This is a genomic window from Bacillus niameyensis (assembly GCF_001375535.1).
Classification (GTDB): domain Bacteria; phylum Bacillota; class Bacilli; order Bacillales; family Bacillaceae_C; genus Lederbergia; species Lederbergia niameyensis.
Window position 1 is genome coordinate 671438 of sequence record NZ_LN831197.1, and the last position, 21562, is coordinate 692999.

General features: G+C 36.1%; 20 protein-coding genes and 1 pseudogene. 19 read left to right on the forward strand and 2 right to left on the reverse strand.

The window, feature by feature from the left end; translation table 11 throughout:
• Positions 1-10: 10 nt before the first annotated feature.
• The 8 genes from hisC (at position 11) to BN1243_RS03370 (ending at position 10415) form a co-directional block, all read left to right on the forward strand.
• Positions 11-1087: a histidinol-phosphate transaminase gene (gene hisC / locus BN1243_RS03335; RefSeq protein WP_062104843.1), complete on the forward strand. Its 1077-nt coding sequence runs from the start codon at positions 11-13 to the stop codon at positions 1085-1087.
• Positions 1088-1108: 21 nt separating this feature from the next.
• Complete coding sequence (locus BN1243_RS03340; protein WP_062104844.1) at positions 1109-2218, forward strand: prephenate dehydrogenase; 1110 nt, start codon at positions 1109-1111, stop codon at positions 2216-2218.
• Positions 2219-2229: 11 nt separating this feature from the next.
• On the forward strand, positions 2230-3513 hold the full coding sequence (gene aroA, locus BN1243_RS03345; RefSeq protein WP_062104845.1) for a 3-phosphoshikimate 1-carboxyvinyltransferase: 1284 nt from the start codon (positions 2230-2232) through the stop codon (positions 3511-3513).
• 44 nt (positions 3514-3557) lie between these two features.
• Positions 3558-4664, forward strand: a complete 1107-nt coding sequence (locus tag BN1243_RS03350; RefSeq protein WP_268258079.1) for a type III polyketide synthase — start codon at positions 3558-3560, stop codon at positions 4662-4664.
• Positions 4665-5204 carry an isoprenylcysteine carboxyl methyltransferase family protein gene (locus tag BN1243_RS03355; RefSeq protein WP_062104847.1) on the forward strand — a complete coding sequence of 180 codons (540 nt, stop codon included), beginning with the start codon at positions 4665-4667 and terminating at the stop codon, positions 5202-5204.
• A gap of 131 nt (positions 5205-5335) precedes the next feature.
• Positions 5336-8941: a dynamin family protein gene (locus tag BN1243_RS03360; RefSeq protein WP_062104848.1), complete on the forward strand. Its 3606-nt coding sequence runs from the start codon at positions 5336-5338 to the stop codon at positions 8939-8941.
• A gap of 84 nt (positions 8942-9025) precedes the next feature.
• Positions 9026-9937, forward strand: a complete 912-nt coding sequence (locus BN1243_RS03365) for a 5'-3' exonuclease (RefSeq protein WP_084781796.1) — start codon at positions 9026-9028, stop codon at positions 9935-9937.
• 187 nt (positions 9938-10124) lie between these two features.
• Entirely contained in the window at positions 10125-10415 is a 291-nt protein-coding gene (locus tag BN1243_RS03370; RefSeq protein ID WP_230200092.1) for a DUF6123 family protein, read from the forward strand.
• Between the two features lie 159 nt (positions 10416-10574).
• On the opposite strand, the gene BN1243_RS03375 is transcribed toward BN1243_RS03370, so the two are convergent.
• The gene (locus tag BN1243_RS03375) at positions 10575-10976 is read right to left on the reverse strand and encodes a reverse transcriptase-like protein (RefSeq protein ID WP_062104849.1); all 402 of its coding nucleotides are present in this window, start codon (positions 10974-10976) and stop codon (positions 10575-10577) included.
• A 69-nt stretch (positions 10977-11045) separates the two neighbouring features.
• On the opposite strand from BN1243_RS03375, the gene BN1243_RS03380 reads away from it, so the two are divergent.
• From BN1243_RS03380 to BN1243_RS21515, 6 genes are all read left to right on the forward strand, one after another.
• Positions 11046-11702 carry a reverse transcriptase-like protein gene (locus tag BN1243_RS03380; RefSeq protein ID WP_062104850.1) on the forward strand — a complete coding sequence of 219 codons (657 nt, stop codon included), beginning with the start codon at positions 11046-11048 and terminating at the stop codon, positions 11700-11702.
• Between the two features lie 180 nt (positions 11703-11882).
• Positions 11883-13445 (forward strand): IS21 family transposase, encoded by a 1563-nt coding sequence (gene istA / locus BN1243_RS03385; RefSeq protein WP_230200060.1) that lies wholly within the window; start codon positions 11883-11885, stop codon positions 13443-13445.
• Between the two features lies 1 nt (position 13446).
• Positions 13447-14220: an IS21-like element helper ATPase IstB gene (gene istB / locus BN1243_RS03390; RefSeq protein ID WP_062104222.1), complete on the forward strand. Its 774-nt coding sequence runs from the start codon at positions 13447-13449 to the stop codon at positions 14218-14220.
• Between the two features lie 63 nt (positions 14221-14283).
• On the forward strand, positions 14284-14460 hold the full coding sequence (locus BN1243_RS21965) for a hypothetical protein (RefSeq protein ID WP_154669794.1): 177 nt from the start codon (positions 14284-14286) through the stop codon (positions 14458-14460).
• A gap of 1 nt (position 14461) precedes the next feature.
• Positions 14462-15235, forward strand: a complete 774-nt coding sequence (gene istB, locus BN1243_RS03395) for an IS21-like element helper ATPase IstB (protein WP_062104222.1) — start codon at positions 14462-14464, stop codon at positions 15233-15235.
• Positions 15236-15258: 23 nt separating this feature from the next.
• Positions 15259-15441 (forward strand): zinc-finger domain-containing protein, encoded by a 183-nt coding sequence (locus BN1243_RS21515; protein WP_084781797.1) that lies wholly within the window; start codon positions 15259-15261, stop codon positions 15439-15441.
• 58 nt (positions 15442-15499) lie between these two features.
• On the opposite strand, the gene cspD is transcribed toward BN1243_RS21515, so the two are convergent.
• Positions 15500-15703, reverse strand: a complete 204-nt coding sequence (cspD, locus tag BN1243_RS03400) for a cold-shock protein CspD (RefSeq protein WP_062104851.1) — start codon at positions 15701-15703, stop codon at positions 15500-15502.
• Positions 15704-15958: 255 nt separating this feature from the next.
• Here cspD and mntR point away from each other — a divergent pair.
• From mntR to BN1243_RS03425, 5 genes and pseudogenes are all read left to right on the forward strand, one after another.
• Positions 15959-16384: pseudogene (gene mntR, locus BN1243_RS03405) on the forward strand (transcriptional regulator MntR); the annotation flags it as partial.
• A gap of 542 nt (positions 16385-16926) precedes the next feature.
• The gene (locus BN1243_RS03410) at positions 16927-18813 is read left to right on the forward strand and encodes an ABC-F family ATP-binding cassette domain-containing protein (RefSeq protein ID WP_062104852.1); all 1887 of its coding nucleotides are present in this window, start codon (positions 16927-16929) and stop codon (positions 18811-18813) included.
• A gap of 190 nt (positions 18814-19003) precedes the next feature.
• Positions 19004-20134, forward strand: coding sequence for a conserved virulence factor C family protein (locus BN1243_RS03415; protein WP_062104853.1), 1131 nt, complete (start codon positions 19004-19006; stop codon positions 20132-20134).
• A 16-nt stretch (positions 20135-20150) separates the two neighbouring features.
• The gene (locus BN1243_RS03420) at positions 20151-20591 is read left to right on the forward strand and encodes a BrxA/BrxB family bacilliredoxin (protein WP_062104854.1); all 441 of its coding nucleotides are present in this window, start codon (positions 20151-20153) and stop codon (positions 20589-20591) included.
• A gap of 319 nt (positions 20592-20910) precedes the next feature.
• Positions 20911-21516: a YpjP family protein gene (locus tag BN1243_RS03425; protein WP_062104855.1), complete on the forward strand. Its 606-nt coding sequence runs from the start codon at positions 20911-20913 to the stop codon at positions 21514-21516.
• Positions 21517-21562: the final 46 nt, after the last annotated feature.

The following is a 21562-nucleotide window of genomic DNA, read 5'->3' on the forward strand; positions in this document are numbered from 1 at the left end:
GGGAAGAAAAATGAATGTGAAGGAACAGCTTTTTTCTCTAAAAGCCTATACACCAGGTAAAACAATCGATGAGGTAAAAAAAGCCTATAATTTAGATAAGATTGTCAAATTAGCATCGAATGAAAATCCATATGGTTGTTCACCACGTGTGCTTGAGGCTATTACAAAGTCTCCTAGTTTTGCCGTTTATCCTGACGGTGCTGCCATTCAACTTAAAGATGCTGTGGCAGAACATCTTGGTGTTAAAGAAGAACAACTAATCTTTTCTAGCGGCTTAGATGAGTTAATTCAGATTGTAGCAAGAGCAATGCTTTCAGAAGGATCTAATACCGTAATGGCAAACGAGACATTCTCGCAGTATCGGCATCATGCGATTATTGAGAATGCGGAAGTGCGAGAAATTCCGTTAATCGAAGGCTGTCATGACTTAAAAGGCATGGCTGAAGCGATTGATGGTAATACAAAAGTTGTCTGGATCTGCAATCCCAATAATCCAACAGGTACTTATATAGCGAAAGATGAACTGTTGTCATTTTTACAAAAAGTCCCGAGTGATGTATTGATTGTTATAGACGAAGCCTATTATGAATATGTAACTGCAAACGATTATCCACAAACAATCACTTTGCTTGAACAGTTTGAAAATATCCTTATAATGAGGACTTTTTCTAAAGCATATGGTTTAGCAGCTTTTCGAGTTGGATACGGTATTGGATCACCAGAGCTAATCAAATTACTGGATGTCGTTCGTCTTCCATTTAACACATCAGCATTAGCTCAAACAGCTGCAATTGCTGCACTAGATGATCCTGAATTTATTGAAGAATGCATAATACGGAATACTAATGGGTTGGAGAAATACTATGAGTTCTTCGATCAACAACATATTCCTTATTATCGATCTCAAGCAAATTTTGTATTTATTAACGTACATGGAACTGAAACTCAAGAAATTTTCCAACGTTTACTCGAAAAAGGCTGGATTGTCCGTGCATTTCCGAACGGCATTAGGATTACCATTGGAAAAGAACAAGATAATGAAAATTTAATGAAGGAATTAAAAGAAATAATTCCGATTAAACAATAGATTGGATAAGGCTGTGTAGAGATGACAACAGAGAAAAAAAGGGTGTTTTTAATCGGTGTCGGGTTAATTGGTGGGTCTGTAGCTCTAGCGATCAAAAAAGAACACGATGTTTCAGTTGTTGCTTTTGATATAAAATTAGATAATTGTCGATTAGCCAAAAAACTAAAAATAATTGACGATTATACGGAAAAGTTTGAAGAAGAAGCTATGAAAGCAGATCTTATTATACTTGCCTGCCCGGTAGAAAGAGCTGAGGATTTCCTTGAATTATTAGCGGAACTACCTCTTAAAAATAATGTCATTATTACTGATGTAGGGAGTACGAAAAGCAGGATCATGAAAAAGGCTGAACTCCTTTTTGATCCAAAAGTGACTACTTTTATCGGAGGACATCCGATGGCCGGTTCCCATAAAGGTGGGCCGGGCAGTGCAAAATCCCATTTATTTGAAAATGCGTTTTATGTTTTAACGCCTGCCGAAGGTACAAACGGAAAGGTTGAGGAGCTAAAAAATTGGCTTCACGGTACAAATGCCCATTTCATTATAATGAATCCTGATGAGCATGATCATGTAACTGGGGTTGTTAGCCATTTTCCCCATATTGTTGCTGCAAGCTTAGTTCGCCATGTTGAAGGCTATGCGGAGGAAAATGACCATATACAATTTCTAGCTGCAGGCGGTTTTCGAGATATTACCCGAATTGCTTCTAGCAGTCCCGAAATGTGGCGCGATATTGTAAGACATAATCAGAACATTCTTATCTCATTACTTGATGAGTGGCTTGTTGAAATGAATTATGTTAAAGAATTACTTGTTGAAGGCGACAGCCATTCCATTTTTGATTATTTTTACGGTGCAAAGAAGTATCGTGATTCTCTACCAGTCCGTGCAAAAGGAGCCATAACTGCTTTTTACGATTTGTTTGTTGATGTACTCGATAAACCGGGAGTCATTTCTGATATTACTACACTATTAGCAAAAGAAAATATCAGTATAACAAATATTAGAATTATTGAGGCACGTGAAGATATGTATGGGGTGTTAAGATTAAGTTTTCAAACAGAAATGGATATGGAAGCTGCTAGAACATTTCTAGAACAGAATGACTATAACACATATATCAGTATGTAGGGGTGAAACATATGAGTGAACTAACTAAACATATCGTTCCACTCAAAGGAACAATGAAAATTCCTGGGGATAAGTCCATTTCTCATCGTGCCATTATGCTTGGATCCATCGCCCATGGGAAAACGAAGATCAATGGACTATTAACGGGCGAGGATTGCTTGAATACAATTGAATGTTTCAAAAAACTAGGGGTTAATATCGACCGTAATGGAGATTATGTTGAGATAGAAGGAAAGGGTCTTACTGGTTTAATAGAGCCTTCTGAAGTTTTAGATGTTGGTAATTCCGGAACGACGATTCGGTTAATGTTAGGTATTTTAGCAAGCTTACCCTTTCATACCGTTATTATCGGAGACGACTCCATTGCGAAGAGACCAATGGATAGGGTAACCATTCCACTGAAACAAATGAAAGCAAGTATTCAAGGTCGAGAAAATGGAAAATTCACACCACTCGCTGTTCATGGTGGAGGGCTAAATGGGATCAAATATCAGTCACCTGTTGCTAGTGCCCAAGTCAAGTCCGCTATTTTACTAGCTGGTCTTTTCGCAAATAAGGAAACGACAGTGATTGAACCAGAATCTTCCCGAGATCATACGGAACGAATGATTCAAGCATTTGGCGGGAAAGTTACTGTAGATGGATTGAAAATCTCGGTTCCAGGAGAACAAAAGCTTACGGGGGCAACTATAAATGTTCCAGGAGATATTTCATCAGCGGCATTTTTTCTAGTTGCTGGATCAATAGTGCCTAACAGTGAAATTACGATAAAAAATGTCGGATTAAATCCTACTAGAACTGGAATATTGGACATACTAAAAGCAATGGGTGCAGATATTACCATTCAAAATCTACAAAACGATGTTATGGAGCCATATGCAGATATTACTGTCAGAGCCTCTACCTTGAAAGGGGTAGAAATTGCTGGTGATATTATACCGAGATTAATCGACGAAATTCCAATACTTGCCTTAGCAGCAACCCAAGCTGAGGGCGATACAGTTATTAAAGACGCGGCTGAATTAAAAGTAAAAGAAACCAATCGTATTGATACTGTTGTTCATGAACTCAAACAGTTGGGTGCTAACATTGAAGCGACTGATGACGGAATGATCATACATGGTAAATCGTCTCTTAAAGGAGCGGTCGTTAATAGTCACGGGGATCATCGAATTGGTATGATGCTCGCAATCGCTAGTTGCATTGCTGAAGGTAAAACTGAGATTAAAAATAATCAAGCTATTACTATTTCATATCCCGGTTTTCTCGAACAATTAGAAAGTCTAAAACAATAAGCAAACATGGATTGGCTCCGTAAAATCTGTATCCCAAATTGTAAATAGAAGCAGAGAGGAGCAAATCCATGCCACAAATTCTTTCGGTCGGAACAGCAGTTCCACAATTCGAGGTAACTCAGGACAAAACAATGGAAATAGCGAAACAGCTATTCTCAGGAGTAGTAAATGATCTGGATCACTTACTTAAAGTCTTTCTTAATGGTGAAATCAAGCAACGTTATTTTGCGAAAGAAATTGAATGGTATCTTGAGAATCATTCTTTTTCGGAAAAAAACAATGTTTTTCTTGAGGAAGGTGTAAAGCTTTGTATTGCTTCAATACAAAGCTGTTTACATGCTGCAAAAATAAGGAAAGAAATACAGTATAGTGACATTGATGCCATTTTTTTAATTAATTCAACTGGGCTTACTACTCCAAGTCTGGATGCTCGAATTATGAACAGACTTCCCTTCTCTTCCCATCTAAAAAGAGTTCCCATTTGGGGATTAGGCTGTGGTGGGGGAGTCGCTGGCCTTTCACGTGCTTACGAGTACTGTCTAGCCTATCCAAACGCAAAAGTTCTTGTAGTAGCTGTTGAGTTGTGTAGTCTAACTTTTCAAAAAGAGGATTTCCGAAAAAGTAATATAGTAGGTACATCTCTATTCGCAGATGGTGCTGCAACCGTTTTAGTCGTTGGAGATGATGTCAATTATCAGGAATACATAACTGGAAGTGTGCCATCAATAGTCACTACTCAATCTACTTTAATGCAAGACTCCCTTGATGTTATGGGATGGGATATAAGAGATAATGGGCTATATGTCATATTTTCAAAAGAAATACCGTCATTGGTTCAAGATTGGTTAGAACCTGTTGTTGGACAATTTCTTAATAATAATGGGTTATCTCTACGTGAAATCGATCATTTTATTGCCCATCCTGGTGGTAAAAAGGTGATAAAAGCTTTTGAAAACGCTTGGAAACTCGATAAAGAAAAAACAGCTAATTCCCTCGAAATTCTTAAGGAATATGGAAATATGTCATCTGTCACTATATTTTTTGTTCTGGAAAAATTTCTGGGTCAAAACATAAATCCCGGAGAATATGGGATCATGGTGGCATTGGGGCCAGGTTTTAGCTCTGAATTGGCTCTTGTAAGGTGGATATAAATGCTCTTTATTATAATGTTCACCTTCATAATCATCCAAAGAATGATTGAACTTTGGATTGCCAAGAAAAATGAAAAATGGATACTCCGTAATGGGGGAGTAGAGTACGGACAAAACCATTATAAAATTATGGTTTTCATCCATATATTATTTTTTCTTTCTCTATTGCTGGAGGTTATTGTCTTCGAGCGAATTTTAAGCGAACTCTGGCCATTGCTCTTATCCTTATTTGCATTGCTTCAAATTGCCAGAATTTGGGTCATTTTCACTCTAGGGAAATATTGGAACACGAAAATTATAGTTCTCCCAGGAGCCGCTATTGTTTCGAAAGGTCCCTTTCGTTTCCTTAAGCACCCTAACTACATAATCGTTACTTTGGAGTTATTGATTCTTCCACTTATGTTTAACGCCTATATAACAGCAATTGTATTTTTCTTTTTGAATCAATGGATTCTCTCGATAAGAATTCCTCTTGAAGAAAAAGCACTTAAAGAAAACACAGATTACACAAAATATTTAGAGGCAAAGGTCAGGCGCTAATGTTTATAATGTGTCTGACCACTTTTTTGTCTTATTTATTATTTAAAGATTTTAGTGTAAAATAAATAAAACTTTTATCAATCTTTTTTGAACCTTTTCGCAAATAAGTAAAAGAGGAGTTTACTAGCAGAATGGATCAAGTTGTATTATCTTCCATAAAAGAACAATATCTTTTCAAAGCACTTACTTTATTAGAGCGTTTCCAACAACATCAGGATAATGTTCGAGTTAATAAATCAAAAAAATTAATAAAGAAAATATATAATAATGACTGTATTATCGCTTTTAGCGGTCATTTTTCTGCAGGAAAATCTACAATGATAAATACATTAATTGGTGATACAATTTTGCCGACTAGCCCGATTCCAACAAGTGCCAATCTAGTAAGAATTAGAAGTGCAAATCAGGATTACGCCAAAATTTATCAAAATTCCAAAAAACCGCTACTTTTGAACGCATCATATGATTTCAACGTGATTAAAGAATTATGTAAACAGGAAGAGGTTTTGGAAGTTGAAATCGGTCGTGAGGATCTGGAACTCCCAGAAAATGTCTGGATTATGGATACACCAGGTATTGATTCTACTGATGATGCTCATCGTCTTTCTACTGAATCTGCCTTGCATTTAGCTGATCTTGTTTTTTATGTTATGGATTACAATCATGTTCAATCCGAACTGAATTTCACGTACACTAAAAATATGCTGGAACATGGAGTGAAACTGTACTTAATTATTAACCAAATTGATAAGCATAATGAATCAGAGCTATCTTTTCATGCGTTTAAAGAGTCTGTAGCTGGATCGTTTGCGTCATGGGGAGTTGAACCTGCAGGTATTTTTTTTACTACGTTAAGGAATTCAGATCATATCGAAAACGAATTGGAAACAGTAAAAATGTTAATCAAAGATGTTTTTTCTCATCAAAATCAATGGATAGAGCCTTCGATAGAATCCGCCTTTTACCAGTTGAGTGAAGAACATGACCATTGGTTAAAGGAACAAGTTGAGAGAGAATCAATCCCCTATAAAGAGGTATTAAGTGACTATTCAGAGGCTGAAATACTTAATTTAGTTAAGCGAGAAGAGTCATTAAAGATAGACAAAAACAATCTCTGCGACAAAAGCGAGGAGTGGGGACGACATTTTGAAAATGAATGTGAGAGACTTCTCAAAAATGCTTATTTAATGCCCTATGAAACTAGAGAATTAGCAGAATTATTCCTACAAAGTATCCAACCAGAATTTAAAGTTGGGATTTTTTTCAGTAAACAAAAAACAGAGGAAGAAAGGCAAAATCGACTTAATGCGTTTTTAGATAATGTAAAAAAACAAGTAGAATCTCAATTAAACTGGCATATTAGGCAGTGGCTTAGTTCTTTATTATCCGACCTAGACACAATGGACGAAAATCTGCAGCTGCAAGCGCAGAATGTAGACATTCATATTGAAGCCGATTTATTGTTAGACACGGTAAAAAGAGGGGCTGGCGTAAACGGGCAATCAGTATTAAACTACTGTGAAGATGTCTCGAGAGAAATTAAAAAAATAGCTCGTTCAACATTATCGCCATTCAAAGAACAAATAATAGCTCAAATGGAAAAAAGCATAGCGCTAGAAATAGCCGATTTCAATGCTCAAATTTTGCAAATATCTGAAGCAGTGGAAGCGATGGAAAATCTTGATTGCATACAGCAGCAATATGATAAAAGACGGGAAGAGCTATTATTGCCAACAGGGGGCGAAGAGGCAATTTTATCTTCCTTACTTTTAGAATGGGAACAATCGGAACTACTGGAGATCAGTAGTGACTTAATATGTGAAGTACAAAAAGAAAAAGTAATTGTAGATAAACCTCTGCAACACTCATCTATTGAAAAACGAGTGGAGACGGAAATAGACGGTGTTATTGATAAAGTGGAGAAGGCGATTTTTTATCTACAAAAAGATAAACATTTTAAGCGCTTAACATTGCAATTGGAAGAAAAAGTAGCTCGATTAAAAAATCGCCATTATACAATTGCTTTATTCGGTGCATTTAGTGCAGGCAAATCATCGTTTGCTAATGCCTTGCTAGGGCAAGGCGTCTTACCCGTTTCACCTAATCCGACAACAGCTGCAATTAATCGAATATGTCCAATTTCTGAAGTAAACCCACACGGATCTGCAGTTATTCATTTTAAAGGCGAAAAAGAAATGCTGTCTGATCTAAATAATGCTTTACTCGCTTTCGATCGAAAATGTTTATCACTGGAGGATGGCTTCCGACAAATCCCTAGTCTTTTGACAAGCGAGAAGGGGAAAGAGAGAGAAAAGGTTCAATTATCGTTTTTAAACGCTTTTTCAAAGGGGTATCCGAACCTTAAAACGTTGGTAGGACAGTCGATAAATACTACTTTAGAAGGCTTTAAACAATATGTTGGAGATGAAGTGCAATCTTGTTTTGTGGAGTCCATTGATCTTTATTATGACTGCTCCTTAACAAGACAAGGAATTACCCTAGTTGATACTCCAGGCGCGGATTCCATTAACGCTCGTCACACAGGGGTGGCATTTGATTACATTAAAAATGCGGATGCAATTATTTTTGTCACTTACTATAATCATGCATTTTCTCGAGCGGATAGAGAATTTCTCATTCAGTTAGGGCGTGTGAAAGACACATTTGAGTTGGATAAAATGTTTTTTATAGTAAATGCAATCGATTTAGCCAGTTCTGAAAATGAAATAACGGAAGTACTTGATTATGTAGAGGAAGAACTCGGTAAAAACGGGATTACAAAACCAAAATTGTTTGGTTTATCTAGTAAACTTGCCTTAACAAAAAATCAACAAGATAGTTCAAAAATTGGGCAATTCCATAATGAATTCCAACAATTCCTGAGATTTGATCTCTCAAAGCTTACAATTCAAGCTGTCGAAGCAGAATATGATCGAGCTCTCTTAATGTTAGAGCAGTTGATTGAATCGGCAAGTGGTGATAAGGAACTCAGGGCTAATCGTAGAGGAATTTTGGTAGAATCGAAAGATATTGTAATAAAATCACTTTCTAAAATAGTCCCAGATCTATTAGTGAAACAGCTAGTCCAGGAGGCAGAGGAACTAACATTTTATGTTAAACAACGTGTATTTTATCGCTTCTCAGATTTTTTTAAGGAATCCTTTAATCCAGCTGTTTTAAAAGGGAATCATCGGGAACAGTTAAAAGCTTGTCTAACAGAATTAATAGATGCACTAAGCTATGACTTGGGACAAGAATTGAGAGCCACATCACTTAGGTTAGAAAAATATAGTAGAAAACAGTTAATTAGCTATCATTCACAAATAGAAAAAGACATGCAAAGAATGAAGGCGGAAATCAAGTTTTCGCATTTTGAAAATTCTTCTTTTCAAGTACCAACTATTTCTAAAGCTTTTGAAAAAATAAATCGGAAACCATTTGAAAACCAATTTAAATATTTTAGAAATCCACGAGCATTTTTTGAACTAGACGAAAAGAAGAAGATGGAAGAAGCATACAGAAATTTACTCTCTCCATTAGTAGACGAATACTTAATGGCAGAACATTCAAAGGTGAGTAAATACTATCAAGAGATGTTAGAGACAGAATTCGAAAGAATGAAAGATCAGATTGAAAAAGACTTGGAAGAACAATATGATGCCTGGATTTCATCCTTATCAGATGATCATAAATTACCCGAATGGATTCAGCTTCAATCTATTCTTCGTACATTTTAAGAAAAATTGGAAACAGAGCAATCACCGGCTCTGTTTCTTTATGTGCTATAATTTAGTTATTAATTTATATTGAGGTGGAATTATTTGAAACAACATTTATTATTGGTCGATGGGATGGCTTTATTGTTTCGTGCCTTTTACGCCACAGCTATTCGAAAAAACTTTATGGTTAATTCGAGCGGCATTCCAACAAATGCCGTACAAGGGTATCTGAAACATTTGCTAACCGCAGCCGGGACGATTGAACCTACTCATCTCGCTGTTTGTTGGGATATGGGCAGTGTCACTTTTAGAAATGATCTCTTTTCTGGGTATAAAGCTAATAGAGAAGCTCCTCCAGTGGAAATGATTCCACAGTTTGATCTTGCTCAGCAAGTGACTACGGAGTTAGGAATTCCAAATATCGGAATAAAGGGCTATGAGGCTGATGACTGTATCGGTACTATTTGTAAACAATATTCCAATCCAAAGTTTAAAGTAACAGTTCTTACTGGTGACCGTGATTTGTTACAAATAGTAGATGATCATGTCGATGTTTTAATTATGCAAAAGGGAATAGGAAATTATAAGCAATATTCTAAAGACGAGTTTAAAGATGAGTTCGAGATTCTTCCAAAGGAATTTATCGATGTTAAAGCTTTAATGGGAGATCCAAGCGATGGCTATCCAGGCGTTAAAGGCATTGGAGAAAAAACAGCATTAAAATTAATAAAAGAGCACCATTCCATAGAAGAAATATTAGATAATCTGCACAAATTGGCTCCATCTGTAAAAAAGAAAATTGAAAATGATCTTGATTTCCTACATTTGTCTAGAAAACTAGCGGCAATACATTGTGAAGTACCGCTCACTTTTTTATTAAATGATTCAGTTTGGAAGGTTGAATTAACCGAAGCTATGTTGGTAATCGACCGTTATGAGTTGAAAAGTGTACGGAATTTACTAATTCAAACAGTTAAATTAGGCGAAGCTGATACACTTAGTATAAATGCCTAAAATGAAACTACTATAATGATGTAGGAATTCGAGAATATAATAGTGGGATACCTGCTACAGGACAAGGCGATTTAAGTCACAACATAGTACCTTAACTGATAATTAGACCTTTTTTTAGATCATTTTTGGTTCGTATTCGTAAATAAGGGCCCGGCCAGTTATTGCGGTTAAAAAGGGGTAAGTATAATTGACTGAAAGAGAGACATATAATTTGGGGAATTATCTTCTGCAACTTGAAGAGAAAGGGTTCAAGTTCGGAGAGGATGCTATTTCATTTATTTACTTTGGGAAACAATTCACAAAATCTTCTGATCACATTGTTACAGTTTGTATCGAATTAACTTTAAAATTTCAAAAATCCTTTGATGCGAGTTTTTATCTATCCTTATTAGAAACAATGAAAACCCACGATGTTCAGACAAGAAAACGGGCGTATGAGCTTGCGGAACAATTAGGCTTTTTAGGGGCTAAAGGATAAAGTAAAACTTCAATCATTAGAGTTTTTCTTATAGTACAGAATATGGCGTTCAATAGCACTATCAGCTATTTAATGTAAAATCTAGATGAACAATCGGTAGTAAAAGACCCTTCCTAAGCTTTTTCTATAATTCTAAAGCTTCTGGTGAGGGTCTTTTAATCATTGGGATCTGGAGTTATTTAAACGAATAGCTCTTCTAGCAAGCTGATCAGCCTGCTTATTTTCTTTTGACGAGATCCATTTAATAAAGAACAGGTCAAAATTCGAAATTAACATTAGTGCTTGATCTAAAAATGGTCGATAAATATCATTTTTGACAAATCTTTTTTCGATCGCTTCCACTACAAGTGAGGAATCGGATCTTACAGAAACGATTTGAAATTTAGATTCTAGGCATATTTCAAGACTCTTTACTAAAGCTGAAAATTCCGCTTCATGATTACTCATCATACCTAGAGGGATAGAATAATTATCTGTATTATGATGGCTTTTTATAAAAATACCGGCACCGCTTAATCCAGGATTGCCAGCACTAGCCCCATCAATATATACTTCGATCATAATCAAAATCCTTTCAGTTGTTAATAATAGACCTACAGAAAATCATAATGAATAAGGATGTTATTAAAAATGAAATATAAATTAAAAATGATTTATAAAGGTGCTAAAACAATCCACCTTCCTCTGGAGTCAGAGTGGATTGATGAACGGAATATCGATGCTTTAATAATCGATTTTCAAAAGACAGGGCGAATTACTGATATCGCTATTATGGATGAAATGGGCAGAGAATGGAACAGAAAAGAATTTGCAAAGTTACAGAAAAAATTGGAGGATGAACCAACTAATCCGATTCTTTACTTTGATGGAGGGTTTGATCTCCAATCTAAAGAAGCGGGAATAGGGATAGTCATTTATTATCAAAAAGGAGTAAATCATTTTCGGTATCGTGCTAATGCAAAGTTGGAGGCATTGGAAAGCAATAATGAGGCAGAGTATGCCGCACTATATAATGCACTTTTATTTTTACAAGAGCAAAGTTTTAATAATCTCCCGATCGTAATCCGAGGTGATTCTCAGGGGGTGTTAAAGCAACTGGAAGGTGAATGGCCATGTTATGAAAAATCATTAAATGCATGGCTAGATAAAATTGAGGAAAAAATAAAAGAACTTGGGCTTCATCCAAATTTTGAAGTTATTTCTCGAAAAGAGAATAAAGAGGCTGATGCACTTGCAACCCAAGCGCTTCAAAATACAATAATCCATAGTCATTTAAAAATGGAGTAGTTCGGGAGTTGATCTTATGAATCGCGGGGATATTTTTAAAGAAATTGATGAGTTAATGAACTTATTGTAACTGCTAAACTAGACTCAACAGTTTTCCACAAATAAGGGTAAACAGATTTCTACAAATAAGATTAAACAGTTTACTAGTTTATTATTCCTTTCGGTATACTTATGCAGAGTATGTCGAAAGGGAGAGAACAGGAAGTGGAAAAGTGGATGGTTTACCAAGAAATACATCGTTTGAAGAATATGGGGTTCTCAAACAGTAAAATTGCAAGAAGGTTAAAAATATCTAGAAATAGAGTAATTGAATATTTAGGGATGACTCCGGAGGAATTTGCTGGGTTTATTGATTCGTTACAAACACGATCAAAGAAACTAGATCCCTACCAAGATGACATATTGGCATGGTTAAAGGAACATCCAGACTTAACAAGTGCTCAAATTTATGATTGGTTACAAGAGAAATATAATATAAAATCAGTTGCTGAAAATACGGTACGAAACTATGTAAATGACTTAAGAGACAAGTATCAAATTCCTAAAGAAACAATAGAACGAATGTATGGCACAGTTGAAGAACTTCCGATGGGAAAGCAAATGCAGGTTGATTTTGGAGAAACCTTTGTTTACACAGAGACAGGGCAGAAAAAGAAATTATATGTGGCCGGATTTATCTTATCCCACTCAAGATTCAAATATGTAGAGTGGATGGATCGGCCTCTTCGAACAACTGACTTGATTAGAATGCAGGAAAATGCATTTAGATACTTTGGAGGAATGACAGAGGAGATAGTGTATGACCAAGATCGTTTATTGGCGGTTAGCGAGAATGCAGGAGATTTAATCCTTACGGAATCCTTTACTAAATATCATCAAACTAGAAAATTTAAGATTTATCTGTGCAGAAAAAGCGATCCAGAGTCGAAAGGAAAAATTGAGCAAGTAATAAAATTTGTGAAGAATAATTTTACGAAACATCGCATTTTCAAGGACTTAGGCACATGGCAACATTCATCTTTGAAATGGTTAAAAAGAACAGGTAATTATAAAGTTCATCATAATACAAAGAAAAGACCTTTCGAAGTGCACGCCCTCGAAAAGCAGCATCTTCAAAAGGTCAATGGTGAATATATTTTCGAAAATATCTCATCTATAAATATAACAAGAACAATCCATAAAGACAATATTATTCGTTTTGATGGGAATCGGTATAGTGTTCCGTTAGGAACCTTTCAAAATGGTAAGGAGAACATCGCTTATGTCTCTGTTAAGGGAGAAATATTAAGCATTGCCCTCGAGCGAAACGGTAGTCCAATTGCATTACACACATTATCGAAAGAAAAAGGAGAAGTTATAACAGATCCCAAACATCGACAACGGTCACAATCAAAGAGAGATAAGCTGGCGGAACAAGTCACTAAACAACTAGCTGATACAGAAATATCCACTTGGCTTATCAAAACTTTACAAGAGCACTATCCAAGGCATTCTATTGAACAATTTAAAGTGGTCCTTAAAGCCGCAGAGCAATATCCGCGTCATATCAAAAATGCGGTAAAAGAAATGAAAAGGTTAGAATTAACCAGCGCAAATGATTTAAGAGATATTGCGATTTCAATGGAGATTCAGGAAAGTAGAGATTTACCAAAAAAAGAACTGATCAATGAGAAATATGAGGAGCTAATAGCTCCTGAACGAACTCAGGATATCTATCTCCACGTGCTCCAAGGAGGTAGATAAGATGACAAATTCCTATAATGAGATCCAACAGAAATGCAGAACACTTAGATTAGCAGAAACGGCAAAAGAACTACCGAATATGCTTAGGGAAGCAGAGTCAAAAGGTTGGACCTACTATGAATTTATAGATCAGGTACTCGGATATGAATTAAATTGTCGCGAAGAAAAGAATCGTGCCAAGTTAATGAAATGGGCAGAGTTTCCGCAAGAATTAACATTAGATCAATTTAACTTAGAAGAGCAATCTGCGATTGGTGAGAAGCAACTGAATGTACTCAAAGAACTGTCTTGGATTGAAGAACGTTTCACACTAATTATGATGGGACCACCTGGAGTGGGGAAAACGCATCTCTCAACTGGACTGGGCATTCATGCGGTTAACCAAGGATATCAAGTTTCCTTTATCTCAATGGATCGCCTTATTTATATACTTAAGACCAGAGAGTATATCAATAAATCTAGAACAAGGTACAAACGAATTACTTTATCGGATTTGATTATCATTGACGACATCATGTATATGGCTTATGAAACACAGGATGCGCAGCTCTTCTTTCAGTTTATTTATGATATGTATGACAAAACAGCATTCATATTAACGTCTAATAAGGGACCAGGTGAATGGGGGAAATTCTTGGGAGATACTACATTAACAACGGCGATCTTAGATCGCCTCCTCCATAGAAGCGAAGTCATTACATTTGATGAACACCAAGATAGCATCAGAATGAAATATAGACAGGCCTTATTTATAGAAACAGGTGTTGAATCTTAATTTCGGTTAACTGTTGAGTCTTAATTGGGGAAAACTGTTTAATTGTACTTGACGGTTACANAAATGAAAAGGTTAGAATTAACCAGCGCAAATGATTTAAGAGATATTGCGATTTCAATGGAGATTCAGGAAAGTAGAGATTTACCAAAAAAAGAACTGATCAATGAGAAATATGAGGAGCTAATAGCTCCTGAACGAACTCAGGATATCTATCTCCACGTGCTCCAAGGAGGTAGATAAGATGACAAATTCCTATAATGAGATCCAACAGAAATGCAGAACACTTAGATTAGCAGAAACGGCAAAAGAACTACCGAATATGCTTAGGGAAGCAGAGTCAAAAGGTTGGACCTACTATGAATTTATAGATCAGGTACTCGGATATGAATTAAATTGTCGCGAAGAAAAGAATCGTGCCAAGTTAATGAAATGGGCAGAGTTTCCGCAAGAATTAACATTAGATCAATTTAACTTAGAAGAGCAATCTGCGATTGGTGAGAAGCAACTGAATGTACTCAAAGAACTGTCTTGGATTGAAGAACGTTTCACACTAATTATGATGGGACCACCTGGAGTGGGGAAAACGCATCTCTCAACTGGACTGGGCATTCATGCGGTTAACCAAGGATATCAAGTTTCCTTTATCTCAATGGATCGCCTTATTTATATACTTAAGACCAGAGAGTATATCAATAAATCTAGAACAAGGTACAAACGAATTACTTTATCGGATTTGATTATCATTGACGACATCATGTATATGGCTTATGAAACACAGGATGCGCAGCTCTTCTTTCAGTTTATTTATGATATGTATGACAAAACAGCATTCATATTAACGTCTAATAAGGGACCAGGTGAATGGGGGAAATTCTTGGGAGATACTACATTAACAACGGCGATCTTAGATCGCCTCCTCCATAGAAGCGAAGTCATTACATTTGATGAACACCAAGATAGCATCAGAATGAAATATAGACAGGCCTTATTTATAGAAACAGGTGTTGAATCTTAATTTCGGTTAACTGTTGAGTCTTAATTGGGGAAAACTGTTTAATTGTACTTGACGGTTACAACTTATACTGTGAAGACTGTTTTTTGCATGAACATTTAAAAAAAGAATATAGCAAAACATATGCCCATCGCTTTTGTATAAAACAATGCACTGTCGGTCAAGAATTAAAGGCAATGGGTGAAGGTTTGTTAATTTCTAAAAATTAATCATGAAAATGTATACAAAAAAAGACTGGATTAGTAACCCAGTCTTGAGTGATTTATATTAGGATTGCTTAACTACGTTAGCAGCTTGTGGTCCACGGTTTCCTTCTACAATTTCAAAAGAAACAGCTTGCCCTTCCTCCAATGTTTTGAAGCCTTCACCTTGGATAGCTGTAAAGTGTACAAAGATATCTTCTCCACCTTCAACTTCGATGAAACCGTAGCCTTTTTCATTGTTAAACCATTTAACTTTACCGTTTTGCATGTACCTTTTTCCTCCTAGACATTCAGCACTAAAAGTGCTTTAAAAAAATATTATCACCAAACAAATGATACAATGATAAATGTTTAATGATACATAAACTATACACTATCAGCCTGTTGATCGTCAAGGAAACTAAGAAAAAAGTTACAACAAATCAATAAATTCGCTAAATTCAGTATAATTTTATTCCGAGCTTGTTAAAATTTTGCCATTATAGTAAAATTTTATACGAAAGATTGGATAGGAGGAATACGATTGCCAACTCCAAGTATGGAAGATTATATAGAACAAATTTTTCTATTGATTGAGAATAAAGGGTATGCACGCGTTTCCGATATCGCAGAGGCATTGGAAGTCCACCCTTCTTCAGTTACTAAAATGGTTCAAAAATTAGATCGTGGTGATTATCTAGTATATGAAAAATATCGAGGACTCATCTTAACGACTAAAGGAAAAAAAATCGGTAAACGACTAGTAGAACGCCATGATTTACTAGAAGAGTTTTTGAAAATTATCGGAGTGAAGGAAGAAAATATATATCAGGACGTAGAGGGCATCGAACATCATCTAAGCTGGAATTCCATTGATAGAATTGGTGACCTTGTTCAATATTTTGAAGAAAACCCCGATCGTGTCGAAGAGTTGAAAATGTTACAAAGAACTAACGAAGATGAAAACGAGCAAGAAAAAGAAGATAATGCAGAAGAAATAGTAGAAGACAATGAACAAGAAGAAAAAGAACCCATTTAAATTGGTTCTTTTTTCATTGTTAAGAAAATTATAAAATTTTAGCGTGTGGATAAGTTCTAACAGGAAGGTTTGTCGTCCAGCTCCAGCGCCTAGCGACTAGAAAATTTACGTCTTCTTCCTACGATAAGTCAACATCGGCTCATGCTTCGCCGTGTTTCCTTTATCTTAGGCCAACAGGATGTTGGTCAGAACGGCGTTGCGCCAAGACGGCGCGTTTTTAGCCGTTCATCCTTATTATTAAAATTTTTACGTCACTAAACAGGCGCTTGCGCTTTTGTTCTTGTTATAAGGAGTTTAGAGCTATACAGTGTATATTAGTTGAATCGATATGTTAATTCCGTTTAAACATCGACAGATATGATGTTGCTTTAGGCGACAAGTGATTAGAAACCTTCTACGCTTCAAGACTCGCCTTTTGTGGAAGATGAGCAATACGTTCGTCCTTTAAATCAAATAGAAATGGAATGGTTTAATTGAAGATTTTCTCAGCAGAAAATATTACTAAGGGATATGGGGAAAAACAGTTGTTTGATAAGATTACCTTCCATATCGCAGAGAATGATAAAATTGGAATTATTGGAGTAAATGGAACTGGAAAGTCAAGCTTGCTTAAAATACTAGCTGGAGAGGAGCAACCTGATGCTGGCATTCTTACCCATCCAAAAGATTATACGATCGCTTATCTTTCTCAAGAACCAGAATTGGACGAGTCGCTGACAGTACTTGATCAAGTATTTAAAAGTAAAGCCGCGGAAATTCAATTGATGAATGCCTATGAAAATGCGCTTTTAAATCTTGAAGAGGATCCTGAAAATGAGTTTTATCAGAAAAGGTTATTTGATTTGCAAAAAAGAATGGATGCAGAAGACGGTTGGGACGCAAGTACAAATGCTAAAACAATTTTATCGAAACTAGGGATTGAAAATCTTTCACAAAAAATTGGTCAACTTTCAGGTGGTCAAAAAAAACGTGTCGCTTTAGCTCAAGTTTTAATTGAGAAACCAGATCTGCTTTTATTAGACGAACCTACAAACCATTTGGACTATGACTCCATCAAATGGTTGGAAGGATATTTAAACAGATATTCAAAAGCTGCTGTGACTGTTACACACGATCGGTATTTTCTTGATCAAATTACAAACAAAATCATTGAACTTTTTAATGGGAATTTATATTCTTATCAGGGAAATTATGAAGCGTATCTTGAAAGTAGAGCTATTAGAGCTGAGCAGGAAATTCAAGCAGGAGAGAAGAGGAAAAACCTGTATAAGCAAGAACTTGCCTGGATGAAACGTGGTGCCAAGGCGAGATCGACAAAACAAAAAGCTAGAATTCAAAGATTTGAACAACTAGAAAGTGAATATTTACAAACTCAGCCTGAGACAAGTATGGATATTGCCCTTGAGGGAAATCGATTAGGGAAACAAGTGATTGAGTTAAAAAATGCGACATTATCCTTTGACAATAAAATGATTTTAGATAATTTTCAATTGCTAATTCCCCGTCAAGCTCGTATAGGCATTGTTGGAAATAATGGAAGCGGAAAATCAACGCTGTTAAATATTATTTCTGGAAAAATTTGTTTAGATCAAGGCGAGTTAACAATCGGCCAAACAGTAAAAATTGCTTATTATACTCAAGAAACGGAACAACTAGATGAAGATAAGCGAATGATTGCCTATATTCGTGAAGCTGGAGAAGTAATAGAAACTACGAGCGGTGAAACGATCTCTGCTGCACAAATGTTAGAAAAATTTCTTTTCCCAATGCATACACATGGGACAATGATCAGTAGATTATCGGGAGGAGAAAGGCGTCGTTTATATTTGCTTAAATTGCTGATGGGCAAACCAAATGTTTTATTGTTGGATGAACCTACGAATGATCTGGATACGGAAACACTTACTGTCCTAGAAAATTATATTGAAGACTTCCCTGGAGTAGTTATTTCAGTTTCTCATGACCGCTATTTTCTTGATAAAACAGCTAAGCAATTACTTATATTTCAGGGGAATGGGCGAATCGAATCCTTTTTAGGCACCTATTCTGAATATCTGGAAACGTCTGTTCAAAATGAGATAGAGAAAAAAGTTGCAGAAAAAAAAGAAGACAAACCATCGCCTCAAAGAAACAAACAAGCTATTAAAAAAATGACTTACAAGGAAAAAATTGAATGGGAAACGATTGAGGACAAAATTAATGAGGCAGAGTCTCGCTTAGACCTACTTAACGAAAATTTAAATAACGTTGGCAGTGATTACGAAAAAGCTCAGGAGTTAACTGATCAGATTAATCAGCAGAATCAGCTATTAGAAGACTTAATTTCTAGATGGACTTACCTTTCAGAACTCAACGAATAAAGTAAAAATTTATGTGCTAAAGCTAGATAAAGCAAAGCAGTATCCCTTATTTGATGATTCGATAGCTTTGAGGTTGGAGACACTGCTGATATTGAGGGCTAAAAAGCCTTGTATTAGAGTCAGTATGATCTATATGATACAATATTTCTATTATCATATAACTTTCGAGTGTTAGGGAGGGGGAATCATTTTGAAGATCAAAACGATCGAACCAACACCAAGTCCGAATACGATGAAGATTATTTTAAATGAGGAATTACCTGCAGGTAGCAGTAATAACTATAAGAAGGAGCAAGCAGAAGGTGCTCCGACTATCATTAAAGACATTCTTCTTATTGAAGGTGTGAAAGGCGTCTATCATGTAGCGGATTTTTTGGCGGTGGAGCGGAATGGTAAATATAGCTGGGAAGAGATATTGCCACAAGTAAGAGAAGCATTTGGGGAAGAAAACGTAGAACAATCATTACAGAATGTACAAGTTGATGAGCATTTTGGCGAAGTACATGTTCAAATCCAAACATTTAAAGAAATTCCTTTACAAATCAAATTAATCTCGGGAAATGAAGAAAAGAGATTCGGCCTTCCAGAACGTTTTTTAGATGCAATGAAAGCTTCTCAAAAAGATGACGATAATTATATTATGTTAAGAAGATGGAAAGACTATGGAATCCGTTATGGGGATTTCGAGCAATTGGGCATGCAAATAGCTGATGAACTAGGAGCAGCTTATCCAGATGATCGACTTAATACTTTAGTAGAGCGTGCGCTAAAACCACAGGCAGATATATCAAAGAAAAAGTTAATCAAGTTAACACCAGAAATGCTTGATGAGCCCGATTGGAAAAAGCGCTATCAGCTACTCGAACAAATGGAGGACCCTACTATTGATGATTTTCCTGTCTTGGAGAAAGCTTTAGTAGATGAGAAGTCTTCAATCAGAAGACTCGCCGTTGTATATCTTGGTATGGTAGAGGACAAAAAAGTACTGCCACTCCTATACAAAGGACTTCATGATAAAACAGTTCCTGTTCGTAGAACCGCGGGTGATTGTTTATCTGATCTTGGATTTCCAGAAGCTATGGTGGAAATGAGCCATGCACTACAAGATAAAAGTAAGATTGTTCGCTGGAGAGCAGCGATGTTCCTCTATGAAGTAGGCGATGCAAGTGTATTACCGGCTTTAAAAGCTGCAGAAAATGATCCTGAGTTTGAAGTGCAATTACAAATAAAGATGGCAATTGAAAGAATTGAAGGCGGAGAAGAAGCAAAAGGTTCTATCTGGAAGCAAATGACAGAGGCGAGAAAAAAATCTAACGATTGAAAAGGAGAGACTATTCGTGTCGATGGCCTATGAAGAATATATGAAACAAATTGTAAAACCAATGAGGGAAGAATTAACAAATGCCAATTTTCAAGAATTGATAACAGCTGAAGAAGTTGAAAATTTCATGGAAAGTGTTGAAGGCACAACTTTGGTTGTAATAAATTCCGTTTGTGGTTGCGCAGCAGGGCTAGCAAGACCGGCAGCAACTACTGCTGTGGCGAATAGTTCAAAAAAGCCGGATCATCTTATTACCGTTTTTGCGGGGCAAGATAAAGAAGCTACAAATAAGATGCGTGAATATATAGGAGAAGACTATGAGCCGTCTTCCCCTTCAATGGCCTTATTTAATGGGAAAAATGTCCTTCATTTTATTCCGAGAGAAGATATTGAGGATCATGACGTTGAAACGATCGTTCAAAATTTAGTAAAAGCTTTTGATAAATTAGAGGGGTAAGAAAAGCAAAGCATCACTATAGGGATAAAAAGTGGATTTCTTTTAATATCGCTCCATCAAAAATTAAAGCTTTGGGCCCGAGCCCAAAGCTTTAATCAGCTATTGCTAGATAAACGAAATAACCAATCATTATAAATATCCCAATGCTTACCAAAGTTGTTGTCATAATTACAGCCTCCCTACTTATATCCAATAACCATATTATAACGTATATTTATTATTTTACCATATTCACTATTTTTGCAAATTTTCTATCGCCATTCCTATATAAATAGTATAAACTATTTATATAAAGATTATAGGAAGGGATTGCCTTGTTATGAAAGTTTGGATTCGTAAAACGGTAATTGTTCTTGTTTCAATCTTGACCTTTGGATTGGTTACCCCTTCCCATGCCATTTGGTCACAGAATCAAGAGATGCCGAAAACAACAATGCAGCGTGGTCAAAACTCGACAACGGTATCTCAAAATCGTTCATCTGAAAATGATTATTATGTTCCTGAAACTCAACTAGATCAACAACTGTTTACTCAAAAGATGGCTTTAATAGCAGAGCAACAAGCAATGATTAAATTCGGTCCTAAAATTTCACCTGTGATTGAAAAAGAATTCCAAGAAATTATTCTACCAAACATCATTGCTGCCATTGATATGACTGCTGCCCAATATCCCGAAGAAGAACTTTCCAATTTAGCCATCACCGAAAAACCTGGCGGCGGTGTTAGTGAAAAAATCTTCAATATTTACAATCAACAGACTGGTCAGGACATCATTTTATTTCACGTGCGAAGGGAAAAGCCTCCATTAGAGGGCTATCGATTTAATTTTCATTACCATACTTACCATGATCAATTCCAAACTCATCATTCGATTGGGACTATTAATTGGAGCAAGAATACGCCACCACAATGGCAAAGCGTTTAAGAAAGCAAGTTTGCGCCATAGGCAAACTTGCTTTCTTCCATTTTTT